Origin of the sequence: Nocardia nova NBRC 15556, from assembly GCF_001613005.1 — a bacterium.
Taxonomy (GTDB): Bacteria; Actinomycetota; Actinomycetes; order Mycobacteriales; family Mycobacteriaceae; genus Nocardia; species Nocardia nova.
The window spans coordinates 1-17,343 of record NZ_BDBN01000023.1; the positions used below are offsets into that span (position 1 = coordinate 1).

Below are 17,343 nucleotides of genomic sequence, written 5' to 3' on the forward strand. Positions count from 1 at the left end.
GCCGGAACCGGATCCGGAGCCGGCGCACCCGGTGGCGTCGGCGCACCGGCCGCCGGGCCACCCGAGATGTCCTCATCCCTGCAGGCCGCGCGCACCCCGTCGATCATGACGGAGGCGGCCGTCACCGCGAGCACCGAATCCGCGATCGCCTCGTCCGGTACGGCGGGTAGCCCGGGCATGATGCCGATGACGCCGGGCGCCGGCGCGGCCGGAATGGCCCGCGCCGCTTCGGATTCCAGCAGCGCGAGCGACGCGGTGCGCGGACAGCTCGTCACGGCCGCGCACGGTAACGACGTCGTGGGCGATATCGCCGGAGTCTCCCTCCCCGTGGTCGGCGCCGCCGACGCGGTCACCACCACACCGGACACCGAGCCGCCGGACAAAGCTCTCACCCTCTAGGAGTTCGCGATGGAATTCGATCCCGTAGTCGCGGCGCGCACCGCCGCCGATCTCGACGCACTCGCCGACCGTCTGGAGGCGGGCCTGCGGGCCGACACCCCGGCGCTGTCGGTGGCGGCTCCCGGTATCGACGAGGTGTCGCTGCGTGCGGCGACGACCCTGACCGAGGTCGGCGCGTCGTTCGACTCGTCGGGCAACCTCGGCGTGCAGGAGCTGCGCAAACTGGCCGCCACCCTGCGGGCGCAGTCGCGCGGGCTGTCCCGAATGGACAGCGACAACGCCGCTGACCTCGGCGCCACGGCCTGATCGGGGCGCGACGACATGGTCGAACCACCGGGTGACGGCTTCACCGGGGTGGTCTGGGAAGCCAGGCCGACCGAGCGGCTGGCACGCGAACTGACGACCGGCCCGGGATCGGTGCCGATGGCCGAGGCCGCTTCGGCCTGGGGGCGGCTGGCCGCGAACTTCGGTGCCGCCGTGGTGGATTACGACCGGATCGTCGCCGAGATCCGCGGGCACTGGCAGTCCGACCGCAGTGACGAAGTGCTGGAACGCATTGCGCGGATGCGGGATTGGCTGCTCGACGCCGCGACGGCCGCCGGGCGCAACGCCGCCCACGCCGCCGAACAGGCCGCGGCGTACGAGGTGGCCCGGCTGGCGATGCCGCATATTGCGGAGATCGCGGCGCTGGAACAGGCGATGCACACGGTGCAGGCCATCGGGGCCGCGATGGGCGCGCCGCTGGTCGGCGCCGCCGCCGATATCAGCGCCGATCAGGACGTGGCCAAGGCCGGCGCGGCCCGGGTGATGCGCACCTACGAGGCCGCCACCGAACCGCTCGCGATGCCGTGGCAGCAGATCGAGCCGCCGGTGCTGGCCACGGGCGACGCCCTGGCGGGGGAGCAGGCGGCCGCCGCGGTGGCCGCCGAATCGGCATCCGCGATGCCCGCCGTTCCCGGGATGCCCGCCATGCCGAACCTGGCCGCCTTCGATATGCCGCGCACCCTCACCGGCACCCGTGTCCAGACCGTCGCCCAGGTGGCGCGGTCCACCGAATTCACCGCGCTGCAGGCCTCGCCCGCGCAGACCGGGACGGCCACCGGCCAAGCGGTTCCCGCCGCGGCCGGCCCCGCCGCCGCGCAGTCCGAGGAGGAACGCGTCGCCCGGGCGGGGGCGGCGGACGCACCCGCCGTCGGCGAATTCGAGATCGACGCCGGATTGGCCGCCGCCCCAGCGGTTCTCGGTGGCGTCGAGACGCCGCCCGCATCCGGAACCGCGAGTCCCGCGTAAGGAGTGTTATGGCGACCCTGACCAACGACGCCGTCCTGGCCGTCGCCGAACTGCTCGGCGTGCAGACGTTGCCGCTGGTGCTGGAGGTCGGACCACGACAGGACTCGATCGACGCCTTCACCGCGGCGCGAGCCGAGGCACTGCGCGGGTTGCGCGGCGCTGGGCTCGTGGACCGCTACGACGACGTCGAGCCGGAACTCGGTGCGGCCCTGTCGATTCTGGCCCGGCCCGAGTCCGAACTCGCGGCGCGGATCGTCACCGCGGCCGGGGTGCATCGAGTGTCGGTGGTGCGGCGCGGCGCCGGGCACGCGGTCGCCGTCCGCACCGGCGACCGGATCGACGTCCGCACCATCTGGGCGGACGACGACGGTGCGGCACTGGCCCGTCCCGTGCTGGAGGTCCTCGGTCCCGCCGAACCCGCGGATATCGCGAGCTTCAGCGCCCCCACCGACGAGCTGGCGCAGCGACTGGACACTGCCACGGCGGCAACGGAATTCGCCGAAGCCCTGTACGGACTGGACGTGGCGGAACGCGCGGCGATCGAATTCGGCATGGCGCTCTCGCAGTGCCACGCGCACGCCGAGATCGTCGCCTACCTCCACGCCGACGGCATCACCACCCGATCCTCCGGCGCCGCGGTGGTGTACGACACCGCCCGGGGCCGGATCGCGGCCAGCCCGGGCATCGCATCCGACCAGCGGATGTGGACCACCTTCACGCCGGGATCCGATCACCGCGTCGCACAGGCGATTACGGCGCTGATCGGCACCTTGCCCGGGGGAAGGTGGATGCCCTAGCTCGCGAGATCCCGTGCCAGTGACCACCTGTAGTACCGACCACCCGCATTACCGGAAAACACAGAGAGGGGCCTGACGATGGCCGGACAGCAAATCAGTAACGATGCAGCGAGTACTTCGCAGGCGCAGACCGATATGGCCAACTCGGTCGATCGCATCCGCGCCACCATCGCCCGCGTGACCGAGGCGGTCGACTCCGCCAAGCGCGGCTGGCAGGGCGACGCGTTCTCGGCGTGCAACAAGGCCGCCCAGGACTGGGACGAGGAAGCGGCCAAGCTGAACCAGATCCTCAACGAGATGACCGAGGAGGTCGGCCACGGTAACAAGACCTACACCGGCCTGGAGAGCGAGAACGAGAACGAGTTCCGTCAGCTCATCTCGCAGACCGGCGGTCTGACCAACCTCGGCGTCTGAGGCGAATCCAGCACAACCGTTCCACCGCACACGTACGAAAGGTAGCGACATGCTTTACGAAAGAACAGTTCTCCAGGAGCTCTCCGACCTGCTGAACGGCTTCCACAAGGATCTGCAGTCCGAGGCGAGCAACCTGCAGGACTGCGCGGCCAAGCTGGCCCAGGCGTGGGAGGGCAACGCCGGTCTCGAGGCGTTCCAGCAGTCGAAGCAGAAGTGGGACCAGCAGTTCGGCGACATCAACGGCGACAGCGACCCCAGCACCGCCATGGGCAAGGTGTCGGCGCTGTCCAAGGCCGTCGCCGCGGCGATGAACAACGCGACCGCCGCCGACAAGGTCGTCGCCAACGGCTTCGGCGGCTGAGTCCGCACCGCAGTTTCCACCACGAAGGGCCCGTCCGATGTCCCAGATCGGGCGGGCCTTTCGCTGTCGTCGCCCGGGTTCGGCGGGCAGCCGCTTCACATGCCGGAACCGCCGAGGCGGGCTCGGCCGGCGTCAGGCCGGAACGGCGGGATGTGCGCCGACGTAGCGCAGTTCCTCCGGTGTCGCCACCATGTACACCCGGGTCTCCCCGGCCTCGGTGCGCACCGTGACCAGGTTGGCCGTCTCGGGATCCTCGATCAGGGTGACGTCGGGTTCGAATCCGTCCGCTGCCTGCCCGGGCCGGCGCAGCAGCATCACCGTCGCGTCGGAGTGGTGCCCGCTCGGCGCGATGCCGTCGAAGACCACCATGGTCGCGAACCGATACGAGCTGGCCTGCTGGGAACCGGCCGACCAGGTGGCGAGCGTGAGCGCCTGCGGCATATCGACGTAACCGACCATCGGCCGCCATTCGTCGTGCCGATTGGTGTGCACCACCACACTGGCGCCCAACGCGATCGCGCGCAGGATCACCTGTTTGGCGACCAGGGGGGAGCCGATGACCTCGACCCGGCGCACGTGCCGGCTCACCAGCGGCAGCGCCACACCCTGGCCCGAGTTGTCGGCGCCGATGAGCTGTCCGCAGCCGGCGATCGGCATCGGCACCCGGTCCAGGGCGTCCGGCGGTCCGAGGTAGCTGTCCAGCGGCAGAGCCGGCACGCCGGTGCCGAGCGGCAGGCTGAAAAGCATTGCGCGCCGCTGCTTTCCGGGCAAAGGAATCAGTCCGGCGGAGCGCACCCGGCACGGCGCGTCGCGGGTCGCGAAGCGTGCGGTCGCCGTCACGGCGATCGAAGTGTCGGTGGTCGCGGCCGTACTGGGCCCGGCATCCGGCACCCGCTGCAGCCGCACGGTGATCGTGGAGGTCACCGTCGGCGTCGACCACACCTCCGCGATGCCGCGAGAGCCCAGGGCCTCGGGTGTCATCCGGTAGGTGGTGTGGTGAAAACCGTTGTGGATCAGACTGTCCGTCGTCTCCTCGAATTCCTCCGGCGTCGCGCCGAGGGTCAACTGGGCGACCGCCTGATTCATCTCGGTCGCCGAGAGCGCGACCGCCGACAGACCGCGCGCGGCGAGCCGATTGGCCACCCGCCGCGTGGCCACGACCGCCGAGCGCAGGGTCCCCTCCGCCCCGCCGCCGCGCCGATCCACGGCGGCGGCGTTGGCCAGCGGATCCAGCCGCAGGACCACCCAGACCGTCCGATGCGCCACGGCCGGCAGCGGCCCGAGGATGCTCTCGTAGGCGCGCGCCACCGCACCGGTGCCGGCACTGCGTGATCCGGTGCTGATCACATCGATGGCGGCCAGCCGGATGTCGAACTGATCGAGACAGCGCGCGATCTCGGCGAGCGGCAGCATATCGTCGCCGAGCAGACCGCTCGGGCTGAGCCGGGTGACCGTTCGCGGCTGCGCGTCGATCCGCAACATGGTGATGAGCCGGCCACCGTCCCAGCGCATTCCGTAACTTCCGCCTTCCGTCAGTGGAACATTGAATGGCGAATGTTGAACGGCGGTGGAACGATTACGAAACAATTGCCAACGAAAGGTAATTCCGCGCGCCAGGGATTGCGCGAGAGAAGTGCCTCGAATCGGCGCCAGCGCGACGATCACCACCACCGCGGCGACAACGACCGGGACCCACCACAGCGGTGTGAAAACCCTTGCCACGAAGGCGCCCACGGCCGCCGTGACCAGCACCGGAAGCACCAGGCGCAGGGGGAGCAGGTGGAAGAGCCAGAATTCCGTCGAACGCAATTGCGGTGCGTTCGAGCGCGATTCGGAAGCATCGGATGAATCGTCTCGAGGCGGTGTGACTTTTTCTCCGCGCGCGGTGGAGTTCATGCGCACATAATGGACCGAACTCGTTCGGCTTCGCTAGTCTGTCGAAGCGCGGGCGGAATCGGTTCGCGCCCTCGAATCGGGTCATCGGAATCAGCTAGTGGGTATCGGGAGGCGGTTGTGCCGGCGCAGTTGACGACCCGTGCCCAAGTCAACGGTTACCGGTTCCTGCTCAAGCGTTACGAGCACGCGCTCGTGCGGCGCGACGTCCGGATGCTGCACGACCCCATGCGGACCCAGTTCCGTTCGCTCGTCATCGGCGCCGTACTGGGACTTTTGGGCGTGGCGGGTGCGGCGATCCTGGCCTTCCTGCACCCGCAGGGCTCCGTGGGTGACTCGAAGATCGTGATGGGCAAGGATTCCGGTGCGCTCTACGTCCTCGTGGACGGAACCTTGCATCCGGTGCTCAATCTGGCCTCGGCGCGCCTCGTCACCGGCGCCGACGCCTCGCCGGCCTCGGTCAAGGACAGCAAACTGACCCAGCCGCGCGGTCCGCTACTGGGTATTCCCGGCGCGCCCGGTGCCCTGCCCGGATCGGGCGATCCCCGGCGGTCCACCTGGACGATGTGTGACAACCTGCTGCCTTCCGCGACGGGTGGTGCGGCCGCGACGGGCCCGCTCACCACGGTGATCGCCGGGCCGCTGGACAATCCGGCCGGTGGCGCCCGCGCGGTGCCGGTGCGCGCGGACCAGGCGCTGCTGGCCACCCACGGCGGTAAGACCTTCCTCGTCTACGACGGTAAGCGTGCCGAGATCGATCCCGGCGATTCCGTTCTGGTCCGCTCCCTCGGTTTGCGGGATGAGCGTCCACGGCCGATCGGCGGTGCGCTGCTCGATGCCACCGAACCCGTTCCGCCGCTGGCAGTTCCGGACATCGACCGGCACGGGACGCCCGGTCCGGGCAAGCTGTCGGATGTGCCGGTCGGCGGTGTGATCCGAGTACACGGCGTGGACGCCGACGAGCTGTACGTGGTCCTCGCCGACGGCGTGCAACGGGTCACGCCGTTCGCCGCGGGCCTGATCCGCGACGCGAATTCGCAAGGGATGAACGAGATCTCGACCGTTCCGCCGGACCGCATCGTCGGTATCCCGGTTCTGCACCGGCTGCCGATCGACGATTTCCCGCAGCAGGTTCCGTCCGTGCTCGCGCCCGACGCCGATCCGGTGGCCTGTCTGTCGTGGACCCGTGCCGCCGACGACGCGCGCGCCACGGTCACTCTGCTCGCCGGCCGCGCGCTGCCCCTGCCCGCGGATGCGGAGCCGGTCGTCCCGGCGACCGCGGACGGCGCCGGCGATCGGATCGACGGCGTCTATCTGCGCCCGGGCACGGGGGAGTTCGTGCGGTCGGTCGGCGCGGAGCCGGGCGCGGTGAGCAACGGCCCGCTGTTCTATGTGGGCGACAACGGGATTCGGTACGGCATCCCGGATGCCGACACCGCCAAGGTCCTCGGAATGCCGAAGACGCCGAAGCCGGCGCCGAAGCCGATCGTGGAGGCCTTGTCGGCGGGCCCGGCGCTGACCCGGCAGGACGCTCTGATGAGTCACGACAGCCTGCCGCAGTGCCCGGACGCGGGCGCGAGCGCGGTAGCCTGCGCCCGGCCGATCCCACCGCCGGGCAAGAACAACTGACCGCCACGGCCGCCCGGCAGCGCGACCGGTCCGCCGATCGCGGTGCGGCTCAGCGCAATCCGCCGAGTACACCTTCCAGCGCCTTGGCCATATCGGCGCCCTCGATCCGCATGAGCACCGTCTCGTCCACCGCCGACAGGTCGATGGATTCGTCTGTGGCCAAACGGAATTCGCGCTCCTCCTCGGCGGCTTCGATCACATTGCGAATGAACCGGCCGTTACCGGCGAGGTCCACCGCCCGCCGCTGCTCACCGCTCTGATCCACCACCTGGCGCTCGTAGAGCTCCCGGCACGCCGCCTGGAGCAGTTCCAGCGCATCTTCGGCGACCTCCGAATCCCGTTTGCTCGCAATGAACTGACCGATCCGGCCGAGTTCCTCGGGAGTGTAGGACTCGAACTTCACGCGCTTGGCGAAGCGGGATGCCAGACCGTCGTTGGAGGCCAGGAACCGGTCGATCTCGCCGTCGTAGCCGGCGATGATGACGATCAGCCGATCGCGGTCGTTCTCCATCCGGGCCAGCAGGGTGTCCACCGCCTCGCGGCCGAACGCGTCACCGCCGGACAGGCCGGTCTGAATGAGTGTGTACGCCTCGTCGACGAACAGCACTCCGTCCATCGCGGAATCGATCAATTTATTTGTTTTTATCGCGGTGCTTCCCAAATGTTCACCGACGAAATCCGAACGCTTTACCTCTACCAGTCGATCGGTTTTCAACAAACCCAACCCACAGTAAATTTTTGCCACCACTCGGGCAATCGTCGTCTTACCGGTTCCCGGCGGGCCGGTGAACGCAAGGTGTTGTCCGCGTGGCGCGCTGGACATACCTTTCTCGGCTCGAATCTTCGCCAATTGCGCGGTGGCCTGGAGTTTCGCCACCTGAGTTTTCACCGCGGCCAGGCCGATCTGCTCGTCCAACTCCGCGCGGGCGACCTCGAGCAGGCGCTTGGCCCGATCGCCGCGCTCCTCGGTCTCGACCTGCTCGGCGGTGGGCGCCGAGGCCGGATCCCAGCGGTCGGTGCGCGCGTCGATCAGTTCTTTCGAGGTCACCGTGAGGCGGTACTTGCGGTCGCGCATGGCCTGGGTGTTCGCGGCGAAGTCCGGCGCCTCGGAGAACACCTTCTCGAACAGGGCCTGTGCCTCGTCCTCGCGGCCCATCTCGCGCAGGCACAGTCCGCGGCAGAATCGGGCGGTGGTGGCCGCGGCCGGAATCGGACCGCTCTCGGCGGCCTCCATCCGGCGGATCGCCTCGCCGAACAGGCCGAGCTGCGCACAGGCCGTGCCGACCATCACGTGTGCGCCCGCGGCCAGGTAGGAGTCCTGCCAGTCCGCCGAACCGGCCAGCACGGTCATCACATCCGGCCAGCGCTGCGTCGTGTAGTGCAGCAGGCCGCGAACGTACTGGCAGATCCGGTCGTCGAGATCCCGATCCGGCTGCGACAGCAGACCCGCGCGATGCCGGGCCAGCTCGTCGAGCACCTGCTCGGCCTCGTCGTAATCGCCGGCGGAGATCAGCTGGGTCGCCTGCGCCAGCCAGATCTCGGTGTATCCGGCCAGCGGATAGTCGATGTACTGGCCCACCACGAACCGGCCCGCCAGCTGCCGCGGCGCCAGGCCGAGCCGGCGCTGCTCGCGGTAGAGGGTGGAGCCGCTGGTCTTGTGGAGGTTGAACACCACCTCGGGGGTAGTCTCCCCGGCCGCGGCCCGGCCCAGCCAGGCGTCGCACATGCCCGGATCCCATTCGGTGGCGCGCTGGAATGCGAGCTTCGCATATTCGAGATCGGGCGTGGATTCCTGGCCGTCGATAGCGATGCCCAATGACAATACGCCGGCATCGAAGGCGCGTTGTGCTTGGCGGTTGCCGGTCATACGGACAGTCCCCTAAACGCGTGAATGTGCTAATTCTCGCTCAGCATACCGGCTGCCGTGACAGCCGATCTCGGTTAAGTTTGGAACATCGCAATACAGCGACGAAAATCGTAGGGAGTTCTGTAATCCGTGACCGAGTCGTCGAGCAGCGGCGTGGGGGCCGTTGACCCGGAATTGTGCCGAGTGTCGGTGATCGGCGGAAATACTCAACTCGATGTGGGCCTGCCCGCGACCGTGCCGGTCGCGGCCTACATCACCGACCTGGTCGAGCTGATCGATTCCCGCAATCCCGACCTGACCGAACACGACGAGGGCGCGCCCGTGCGCGCACAGCACTGGACGCTGGCGCGGATCGGCCGCGATCCGATCCCGCCGCACCAATCACTCACCGACGCCGAGGTTTTCGACGGCGAGTTGCTGGTGTTGCGCTCGGTGACCGCCAAGGAGGCGCCCGCGCTCTTCGACGATGTGATCGACGCGGTCTCGCGGCTCACCGCCGAATCGGGAAACGCCTGGTCACCGACGGCGGCGCGCCGAATGGGGTTGGGCGCCGGGCTGATCGCGGTACTCGTCGCGGTCGCGGTCCTGGTGTCCGGTAAGGGCACCGGCATCTGGAACGGATTCATCGCGCTCGGCGTGGGCGTGCTCGCCGCCGGCGCCGCGGTGATCGTCGCGCGCCGCTATCCGGCCGAGCGCACGACCGCGAACGTGTTGTCGCTGTTCGCGATTGCGCTGCTGGGCGCGAGCGCGGGCCTGCTCACACCGGGCCGGGTGGGATCACCGCACGTCCTGTTCGCGGCGGTGGCGGCTCTGGTGGTGGCGCTGGCGCTGTATTCGATGACCCGCGCCGGGTCGCTCGTGGTGGCCGCGGTGGTCACCAGCGCCGCGGTGCTCGCGGTCGCGGCGGCGGTACGGATGGTGTGGGACTTCGACATCGCGAAGATCGCCGTCGGCGTGCTGATCGCGGGGCTGGTGCTGATCACGATGGCTCCCCGGGCGGCCGTCGCCGCGGCGCGCCTGCCGGTTCCCCCGGTGCCGACGGCCGGGGGCGCGATCGACCCCACCGATCACGAACCGCGCCCGACCATCGCCGATATCGGCGTCATCGGCGCGACCGCGCTGCCCTCGGCGGCCGGGCTGGAGCGCCGGGCCCACGCGGCGAATCAGTACCAGTCCGGAGTCCTGGTGGGCGCCACTCTCGCAGCGGGTTTCGGCGCCGTCCTGGGGGCCGATCCGCTGGGCGAGGCGCGCTGGCAGGGGTTGGTGCTGGCGGCGATCACCGCGGTGGTGCTGTGCCTGCGTGGCCGGGCGTACGCCGATCTCACCCAGGCGTCGACGATGATCGCGGGCGGCACCGCGGTGGCGCTCGCCGTCACCGCGGGAGCCGCTGTGGCGAACGAGGATTGGCGCGCGGTCGGCGCGGGCCTGTTGCTGATCGTCGCCGCGGCGGTGGTCGCCTTCGGTGTGCTCGGACCTCGCGCGGACGTGTCGCCGGTGGTGCGGCGGGCGATCGAGATCTTCGAGTATCTGCTGATCATCGCCATCGTGCCGCTGTCGCTGTGGCTGATGGACGTCTATTCGGCCGCCCGGAACATCTGATCGGGCCGATGACTGTGCTGCGCTACGGAAGAGATTGTCCGGTAGCGGGTTTCGCGCGCGGGGCGGCTCGCCGGCTGCGCGTGGCCGCTGCCGCGGCGGTACTCGGCGCGTCGCTGCTCGGCGGTGGACCCGCGACCGCGGTCGCACCGCCGGCGATCGACGAGGGCGCCCTCGGGCAGGCGCTGGCCGTCAACGCGAAGAACGGTCCGCCGGACCAGACCGAGAAGCGCGCGGTCTGCGCCGAGCCGTATCTGACCGGGGCGATTCCGCGGGATCCGCCACTGCCCCAGCGGATTCTCGATCTGGACCGGGCCTGGAAGTTCAGTCGCGGCGCCGGACAGAAGGTCGCCGTCATCGACACCGGGGTGAACCGCCATCCGCGCCTGCCGGATCTGCAACCCGGCGGCGACTTCGTGACCGCCGGCGACGGCACCGAGGACTGCGACGGCCACGGCACCCTGGTCGCCGGCTTGATCGCCGCGCGCCCGAGTCCCGCCGACGCCTTCTCCGGCGTCGCCCCAGAGGCGCAGATCCTGGCCATCCGGCAGCTGAGCCTGCAGTACGAGGCGAAGAACCGCAACAACGACGAGACCGGCAAGGTCGCCGCCGGCGGATACGGTGACGTGCTGACGATGGCGGCCGCCGTGGTGCGCGCGGTCGACATGGGCGCCACCGTGATCAACATCTCCGAAGTGTCCTGCAGCCCAGCCGGTTCCGAGACCGCCGACGGCGCACTGGGCGCGGCGGTCGAATACGCCGCCGACCGCAATGTCGTCGTGGTCGCCGCGGCGGGCAATCTCGACCAGTCCGCCTGCTCGGCCCAGAACGACACCAGCGGCTGGAACGGAGTGCGCACCGTCATCAGCCCGGCCTGGTTCACCCCGTACGTGCTCTCGGTCGCCTCGACCGATCCGGACGGCGCGACCTCGCCGTTCTCGATCCACGGCCCGTGGGTGGGGGTCGCCGCGCCCGGCCGGTCGATCATCTCCCTCGACAGCAAGCCGGGCGGAACCGGTCTGGTCGACACCGAACACGGTGACGACGGACCGCTCACCATCGACGGCACCAGCTTCTCGGCGGCCTTCGTCTCGGGTCTGGCGGCCTTGGTACGCAGCAGATTTCCCGAACTGAGCGCGGCGCAGGTGATCGACCGGATCGAGCGAACCGCGCACAACCCCGGCGCGGGCCGCGACGATCGGGTCGGATTCGGCCTCATCGATCCGCTGGCGGCGCTCACCGCGCAGCTGCCGCCGCCACCCGGCCAGGCCGCGCAGGTGCCACGGGCGATCGCGCCGCCCGCCCCGGATCCGGGCCCCGATCCGCTGCCGCGCCGGGTGGCGACCGTCGGCTCCGGCGCGTTGCTGGCCCTGCTGGCCGTCGGCTGGGCCGCCGCCCTTCCCCACCGGCGCAGGCGATCCGAACCGGTCGCCGACGATCCGGCCGCCGGATACCTGTCCGCCACCCCGGCTCCCACCGGGACCGACTCGCCTCGAGGAGAGTAGGCATGTCCACCGACGGATTCGTGCGCCGACCGCGGATCGCCCCGCCGCGGGCACCGGGCGGAGAGGTGGCGCTGACCGCCCCGCCGGAGATTCCGCGGCCGGTGCCGCCCGCCCTGCTGATGCGGCTCATGCCCGTGGTCATGGTGGTCGCGGTGGTCGGCATGCTCGCGATGATGGTGATGATGGGGCGCAATCTGCTCGCCAACCCCTTCATGCTGATGTTCCCGATGATGATGCTGATGTCGATGGTCGGGATGATGGCGGGGATGCGCGGCTCGGGCGGCCCCAAGCGCGCCGCCGAATTGAACGAGGAACGCAAGGACTACTTCCGCTACCTCGACCAGGTCCGCCGCGATGTGCGCAAAACCGGTGGCGCCCAGCTGCAATCGCTGATCTGGAGCCATCCGGAACCGGCCGATCTGCGCGCGGTGGCCGGCACCCGCCGGATGTGGGAACGCCGCCCCAACGACCCGGATTTCGGGCATGTGCGCGTCGGGGTCGGCAGTCACCGGCTGGCCACCAAACTGGCCCGCCCGGAGACCGGTCCGCTCGAGGACCTCGAACCGGTCTCCACGGTGGCGCTGCGCCGCTTCGTGCGCACCCACTCGGTGGTGCACGGCCTGCCCACGGCCCTGTCGCTGCGTGCGTTCCCCGCGATCAACATCGAGGGCCGGCCAGACGAGACGCGCATGCTGGTGCGCGCCATGCTGATGGAATACGTGACCTTCCACGGCCCCGACCACGCCGCGGTCGCGATCATCTGCGCCGACCCGGACGCCGAGGCCTGGTCGTGGGCGAAATGGCTCCCGCACCTGCAACATCCGGTGGACCGCGACGGCATGGGCGCGGCCCGGATGATGTATCGCTCGCTGGCCGAACTCGAGACCTCGATGGCGGCCGAACTGCTCGAGCGCGGCCGGTTCATGCGCAACGCCCAGCCCACCGCCGGGCGCATCCATCTGCTGGTCATCATCGACGACGGCTATGTCAGCGGTACCGAGCGGATCGTCAGCGACGCCGGCCTGGACTCGGTCACCGTGCTCGACCTCACCGCGCCGCAGGCCGGGCTCGCGGTGCGCCGCGGTCTGCAACTGGTGGTCGCCGACGGTACCGTCGCCGCGAGATCCGCCGCGGGCGTGGAGCAATTCGCCACGTCCGACCCGCTGACGATCGCCGAAGCGCAGACCCTGGCGCGGGCGCTGGCCCGCTATCGGGTGGCCACCGCGGCCCAGATCGTGAGCCTCGGCGACGAATCGCGAGCCGTGCCCGGCCTGATGGAGCTGTTGAAGATTCCCGATGCCGCGCAGATCGATCCGGCGTCGGTGTGGCGCCCGCGCAACGATCGAGAGCGGCTACGCGTGCCGATCGGCATCACGCCCGACGGCACTCCCGTCGAGATCGACATCAAGGAGTCGGCCGAGAACGGCATGGGCCCGCACGGATTGTGCATCGGCGCAACGGGTTCGGGTAAGTCGGAATTCCTGCGCACCCTGGTGCTGTCCATGGTGACGACCCATTCGCCGGATCAGCTGAACATGGTGCTGGTCGACTTCAAGGGTGGCGCGACGTTCCTCGGACTCGAATCGCTCGCGCACGTCGCCGCGGTGATCACCAACCTGGAGGAGGAGATCGCCCTCGTCGACCGCATGAAGGACGCGCTGTCGGGGGAGATGACCCGGCGCCAGGAACTGCTCCGCTCGGCCGGCAACTTCGCCAACGTCACCGAGTACGAGCGAGCCCGCGCGGCCGGCGCGGCGCTGGATCCGCTGCCCGCGTTGTTCATCATCGTCGACGAGTTCTCCGAATTGCTCTCGCAGAAGCCGGATTTCGCGGACCTGTTCGTCATGATCGGCCGTCTGGGCCGGTCCCTGCGCGTCCACCTGCTGTTGGCCTCGCAGCGGCTCGAGGAGAACAAGCTGCGCGGCCTGGACTCGCACCTGTCCTACCGGATCGGCCTGCGCACCTTCTCCGCCAACGAGTCGCGCGCGGTGCTCGGCATCACCGACGCCTATCACCTGCCGAGTGTGCCGGGCTCGGGCTACCTCAAAAGCGATGCCGACGATCCGCTGCGGTTCAACGCCTGCTACGTATCCGGCGCCTACGAATCACCCGCGGGCAACGCGCCCGGCCGCACCGGCGGTGGGCAGCGCGGCGGCGGACAGGAGCCGGTGGTGTTCACCGCGGCGCCGGTCCCGGTGCGCACACCGGTCACCGCCGCTCCGGCGCGCGGACCGCTGGGCCGGCCCGAACTTCCGCCGCCGCCCGGCTCACCGGAAGCGGAGCTGGAGCTGCCGCCCGGCACCCCCGCCGAAACCGTGCCCAAGACACTGCTCAACGTGGTGGTGGACCGATTGCGCGGTCACGGCCGCCCCGCCCACGAGGTGTGGCTGCCTCCGCTGGACGAATCACCGTCGGTGGACATGCTGCTACCCGATCCGGACTGGCGCTCGCCGGTGAACCGGCACGGCCGGTTGTGGTGGCCGATCGGTGTGATCGACAAGCCCTACGAGCAGCGCCGCGATGTGCTGATCGTGGATCTGTCGGCGGGACAGGGCAATCTGGCCGTGGTCGGCGGTCCGCAGTCGGGCAAGTCGACCACGCTGCGTTCGATCATCATGGCGGCCGCGGCCACCCACACGCCGGAGCAGGTGCAGTTCTACTGCCTGGACTTCGGTGGTGGCACGCTGGCGGGCCTGTCCGACATCCCGCACGTCGGCTCGGTGGCCGGGCGCATGGATATCGACCGGGTGCGCCGTACCGTCGCCGAGATGGTGACCCTGCTGCACCAGCGCGAGGAGCGGTTCCGGGAGCTGGGCATCGAGTCGATCCACGAATTCCGCCGCCGTAAAGCCGAACTTGCACAGCGGAGTCCGGCCGAACAGGCGGCGGACCCGCTGTCGCAGGATCTGTTCGGCGACGTCTTCCTGGTCGTCGACGGCTGGGCGACCATCCGCGCCGAATTCGACGTGCTGGAACCGGCCTTCAACGCACTGGCCGCGCAGGGTCTGTCCTACGGGATCCACCTCATGATCGGCGCCACCCGCTGGGGCGAGATCCGCCCGGCGGTCAAGGATCTCGTCGGCACCCGGCTGGAACTGCGCCTCGGCGACCCCAGCGATTCCGAAATGGACCGCCGCACCGCGGTGCTGGTACCGGTGGGCCGCCCCGGCCGCGGTCTCACACCGGAGAAGCTGCATATGCTGGTCGCCCTGCCGCGCCTGGATTCCAGCTCCGATCCGGCGACTCTCTCCGACGGTATCGCGCTGGCGCGCAGCCAGTTCGCCGAGCTCTACGGTGATCGACGCGCGCCCGCGGTCCGCATGCTGCCGCTGCGGGTGCCGCGCGAACAGGTGCTCGCCGAGGCCGCGAAGCACGGGATCGAATGCAGCGCCACCCGGGTGGTGGTCGGCCTCGGCGAGAACGAATTGGCGCCGCTGGTCATGGATTTCGACGCCCAGCCGCATCTGATGGCCTTCGCCGACGTGGAGTGCGGCAAGACCACGCTGCTGCGCAACATCGTGCTCGGCATCACCGAGAATTCGACGGCCGAGCAGGCGCGCGTCATCCTGATCGACTACCGGCGCACGATGCTCGGCGTCCTGGAGGGCCAGCAGCTGGCCGGCTACTCGACCTCCGGCCAGACGTCGTTCGACATGATCAAGGAGGTCGCCGCCTATCTGCGACAGCGGATTCCGGGTTCGGACATCACGCCGCAGCAGTTGCGCGACCGCAGCTGGTGGACCGGGCCGGAGATCTACATCGTGGTCGACGACTACGACATGGTCGCCACCGGTGCGGGCAATCCGCTCGAACCGCTGCTGGAATTCATCCCGCAGGCCCGCGATATCGGTATGCATCTGATCGTGGCGCGGCGCTCCGGCGGTGCCTCGCGGGCGCTGTACGACAAGGTGCTGGGCATGATGAAGGACCTGTCGGTCGACGCGCTGCTGATGTCGGCGCCCAAGGACGAGGGCAAACTGCTCGGCGACGTACGGTCGGGCAAGCTGGCACCGGGCCGGGGCACGCTCGTATCCCGTGCCAGGGAGAACGAAATGGTGCAGGTGAGCTATCTGCCGCCGGTCTGAGGTCAGGGCACCGGATCGCCCCGGTCGGCGTGCAGGTGCCGCCGCACTATCGGTTCCGGTAAGTCCCAGCTGTCGGTGCGCCGTTCGAACAGCGCGGCCGACGGTCCGGTGACCCCCGGGTTGGCGATGCGGGCCAGCCGGAATCCGGCCGCGCGGTAGTACCGGTGCAGGTCGGTATTCCTGGTCCAGGCGTCCAATCGCACCCAATTGCGTTGCCGCGCAACGGCCACCGCGGCGGCATGGGCGAGCAGCGCGCGGCCGACACCGCAGCCGGCGAAGCGCAGATCGACGATCATGTAGTGCACGATCACCGCGTCGGCGATCTCCCGCGGTGACCACAAACCGGGGTCGGCGCGATCGTTCACGGTGACGGTTCCCGCGAATTCGCCGTTCACCTCCGCCACCCAGGTCTCCCCGGCCGAGACCGACCGGCCGACCGCGTGGGCAAACCGTTCGATCGGCAGCCCCCGGCCCTGCCGGGTCCACTGGTCCGACCCGCGTGCCGCAAGCCAGGCCGTCCGTTGGAGCCGTAGTCGGCAGATGCTGCCGAGGTCGGCCGAGCGGGCCCGGCGGATGCGGATCGTCATGGTGAGCCGGGAACCAGCGAGTTACCGAAGGAATGGGAGTTGCCCGGAGGAGGCGGCGCCCCCAGGGTCTTGCGGATGAGGGCGGTGCCCTCGTCGTCACCGAGTTCGTAGGCCAGCCGGTTGCGTGCGGCCAGCGACCGCTGGCGGGTGACCCGCATGATGCGGGTGCTGCCGGCGCCGATGCGCAGATGGTCGAGCAGCATGGTGCCGGCTCCGACACCCAGGACGGCGGCCTCGTCGGCACTCGCGGGGCGCGCCACGACCGTATCCCGATGGGCCGTTTCGGGATATCCGCGTGCGGCCAGCCGCCGCGTGGTGCCCTCCGGAATGTCGTGCGGGGAATCGATTCCGGTGAGTTCGGCGAGGTCACGCGGGTAGTAGCTGACCTCCCACGACCACGGTTCGTTGTCGAGGTACTGCACCACGGTGCGGGCGACGACCCAGGAGTCCTTCGGTACGCCGAGCCAATGCGCGACGTCCGTACCGGCCGGTTCCATCCGGGCGCTGAACTGTTTGGCCGGTTCCCGCCCGGCAGCGCGGGCGGTCTCGGAGAAGATGTCGTGTGCCGACTTGGGGCGGTCGCGCCGAATGTGGCTGGTCACCACGGATTCCAGGACCTCCTGGCTGCGCACGATCGTGCCCCGGGAAGTCGCTGTGAACAGCAGGTTTTCGGCGACGAGCACCTGAATCGCGTTGCGCGCGGTGGTGATCGAGACATGCATCTGATCGGCCAGCTCGTTGTGGCTGGGCAGGCGATCACCAGGTTTGTACGTGCCGTCGCGAATCGCCTCCCGTAGGACGTCGGCGATGCGCTGGTACCTCGGACCGGCGGCCATCTCGCTCCTCGGTTGTACCTTCAAGGAAGGAAAGTCTACTCTGCTGGTTGACGGGGCAGTGTGACCCTTGACACACACATTCAG

Annotated in this window: 13 protein-coding genes and 1 pseudogene; 10 read left to right on the plus strand and 4 right to left on the minus strand. The window is 69.7% G+C overall.

Annotated features, from left to right (window positions below):
• From NN2_RS37700 to NN2_RS10155, 6 genes and pseudogenes are all read left to right on the plus strand, one after another.
• A pseudogene (locus tag NN2_RS37700) lies at positions 1-399 on the plus strand (hypothetical protein); the annotation flags it as partial.
• A gap of 9 nt (positions 400-408) precedes the next feature.
• Entirely contained in the window at positions 409-705 is a 297-nt protein-coding gene (locus tag NN2_RS10135; RefSeq protein WP_063012535.1) for a PE family protein, read from the plus strand.
• Positions 706-720: 15 nt separating this feature from the next.
• The gene (locus tag NN2_RS10140) at positions 721-1,689 is read left to right on the plus strand and encodes a PPE domain-containing protein (protein WP_063012537.1); all 969 of its coding nucleotides are present in this window, start codon (positions 721-723) and stop codon (positions 1,687-1,689) included.
• An 8-nt stretch (positions 1,690-1,697) separates the two neighbouring features.
• Positions 1,698-2,486 carry an ESX secretion-associated protein EspG gene (locus NN2_RS10145; RefSeq protein WP_063012539.1) on the plus strand — a complete coding sequence of 263 codons (789 nt, stop codon included), beginning with the start codon at positions 1,698-1,700 and terminating at the stop codon, positions 2,484-2,486.
• Between the two features lie 78 nt (positions 2,487-2,564).
• A complete protein-coding gene (locus NN2_RS10150; RefSeq protein WP_030513428.1) occupies positions 2,565-2,900 on the plus strand; it encodes a WXG100 family type VII secretion target in 336 nt (111 codons plus the stop codon).
• A gap of 49 nt (positions 2,901-2,949) precedes the next feature.
• Complete coding sequence (locus NN2_RS10155) at positions 2,950-3,261, plus strand: WXG100 family type VII secretion target (protein ID WP_030513429.1); 312 nt, start codon at positions 2,950-2,952, stop codon at positions 3,259-3,261.
• Between the two features lie 132 nt (positions 3,262-3,393).
• Here the strand turns inward: NN2_RS10155 and eccE are convergent, their stop codons facing one another.
• The gene (eccE, locus tag NN2_RS10160) at positions 3,394-5,070 is read right to left on the minus strand and encodes a type VII secretion protein EccE (RefSeq protein ID WP_169812393.1); all 1,677 of its coding nucleotides are present in this window, start codon (positions 5,068-5,070) and stop codon (positions 3,394-3,396) included.
• Positions 5,071-5,274: 204 nt separating this feature from the next.
• Between eccE and eccB the strand changes: the two genes are divergently transcribed.
• The gene (gene eccB / locus NN2_RS10165) at positions 5,275-6,783 is read left to right on the plus strand and encodes a type VII secretion protein EccB (protein ID WP_063012543.1); all 1,509 of its coding nucleotides are present in this window, start codon (positions 5,275-5,277) and stop codon (positions 6,781-6,783) included.
• 49 nt (positions 6,784-6,832) lie between these two features.
• On the opposite strand, the gene eccA is transcribed toward eccB, so the two are convergent.
• On the minus strand, positions 6,833-8,650 hold the full coding sequence (eccA, locus tag NN2_RS10170) for a type VII secretion AAA-ATPase EccA (protein WP_063012545.1): 1,818 nt from the start codon (positions 8,648-8,650) through the stop codon (positions 6,833-6,835).
• 129 nt (positions 8,651-8,779) lie between these two features.
• Between eccA and eccD the strand changes: the two genes are divergently transcribed.
• The 3 genes from eccD to eccCa are packed head-to-tail and all read left to right on the plus strand — an operon-like array spanning position 8,780 to position 15,836.
• Entirely contained in the window at positions 8,780-10,249 is a 1,470-nt protein-coding gene (eccD, locus tag NN2_RS10175) for a type VII secretion integral membrane protein EccD (RefSeq protein WP_063012546.1), read from the plus strand.
• An 8-nt stretch (positions 10,250-10,257) separates the two neighbouring features.
• Positions 10,258-11,751 (plus strand): type VII secretion-associated serine protease mycosin, encoded by a 1,494-nt coding sequence (gene mycP, locus NN2_RS10180; RefSeq protein WP_082856884.1) that lies wholly within the window; start codon positions 10,258-10,260, stop codon positions 11,749-11,751.
• Positions 11,752-11,753: 2 nt separating this feature from the next.
• Positions 11,754-15,836: a type VII secretion protein EccCa gene (gene eccCa, locus NN2_RS10185; RefSeq protein ID WP_063012548.1), complete on the plus strand. Its 4,083-nt coding sequence runs from the start codon at positions 11,754-11,756 to the stop codon at positions 15,834-15,836.
• A 2-nt stretch (positions 15,837-15,838) separates the two neighbouring features.
• Here eccCa and NN2_RS10190 read toward each other — a convergent pair whose 3' ends face one another.
• Together NN2_RS10190 and NN2_RS10195 are read right to left on the minus strand one after the other, a co-directional pair.
• A complete protein-coding gene (locus NN2_RS10190; RefSeq protein ID WP_063012549.1) occupies positions 15,839-16,423 on the minus strand; it encodes a GNAT family N-acetyltransferase in 585 nt (194 codons plus the stop codon).
• The gene (locus NN2_RS10195) at positions 16,420-17,259 is read right to left on the minus strand and encodes a GntR family transcriptional regulator (protein ID WP_063012551.1); all 840 of its coding nucleotides are present in this window, start codon (positions 17,257-17,259) and stop codon (positions 16,420-16,422) included. Before NN2_RS10195 ends, NN2_RS10190 begins: the two co-directional genes overlap by 4 nt.
• Between the last annotated feature and the right edge of the window lie 84 nt (positions 17,260-17,343).

Bases quoted from the DNA above. Each gene is read 5' to 3' on its own strand.
- NN2_RS10135 (WP_063012535.1), top strand. From the start codon at position 409: ATGGAATTCGATCCCGTAGTCGCGGCGCGCACCGCCGCCGATCTCGAC.
- NN2_RS10140 (WP_063012537.1), top strand. From the start codon at position 721: ATGGTCGAACCACCGGGTGACGGCTTCACCGGGGTGGTCTGGGAAGCC.
- NN2_RS10145 (WP_063012539.1), top strand. From the start codon at position 1,698: ATGGCGACCCTGACCAACGACGCCGTCCTGGCCGTCGCCGAACTGCTC.
- NN2_RS10150 (WP_030513428.1), top strand. From the start codon at position 2,565: ATGGCCGGACAGCAAATCAGTAACGATGCAGCGAGTACTTCGCAGGCG.
- NN2_RS10155 (WP_030513429.1), top strand. From the start codon at position 2,950: ATGCTTTACGAAAGAACAGTTCTCCAGGAGCTCTCCGACCTGCTGAAC.
- eccA (WP_063012545.1), bottom strand. From the start codon at position 8,650: ATGACCGGCAACCGCCAAGCACAACGCGCCTTCGATGCCGGCGTATTG.
- mycP (WP_082856884.1), top strand. From the start codon at position 10,258: ATGACTGTGCTGCGCTACGGAAGAGATTGTCCGGTAGCGGGTTTCGCG.
- eccCa (WP_063012548.1), top strand. From the start codon at position 11,754: ATGTCCACCGACGGATTCGTGCGCCGACCGCGGATCGCCCCGCCGCGG.
- NN2_RS10190 (WP_063012549.1), bottom strand. From the start codon at position 16,423: ATGACGATCCGCATCCGCCGGGCCCGCTCGGCCGACCTCGGCAGCATC.
- NN2_RS10195 (WP_063012551.1), bottom strand. From the start codon at position 17,259: ATGGCCGCCGGTCCGAGGTACCAGCGCATCGCCGACGTCCTACGGGAG.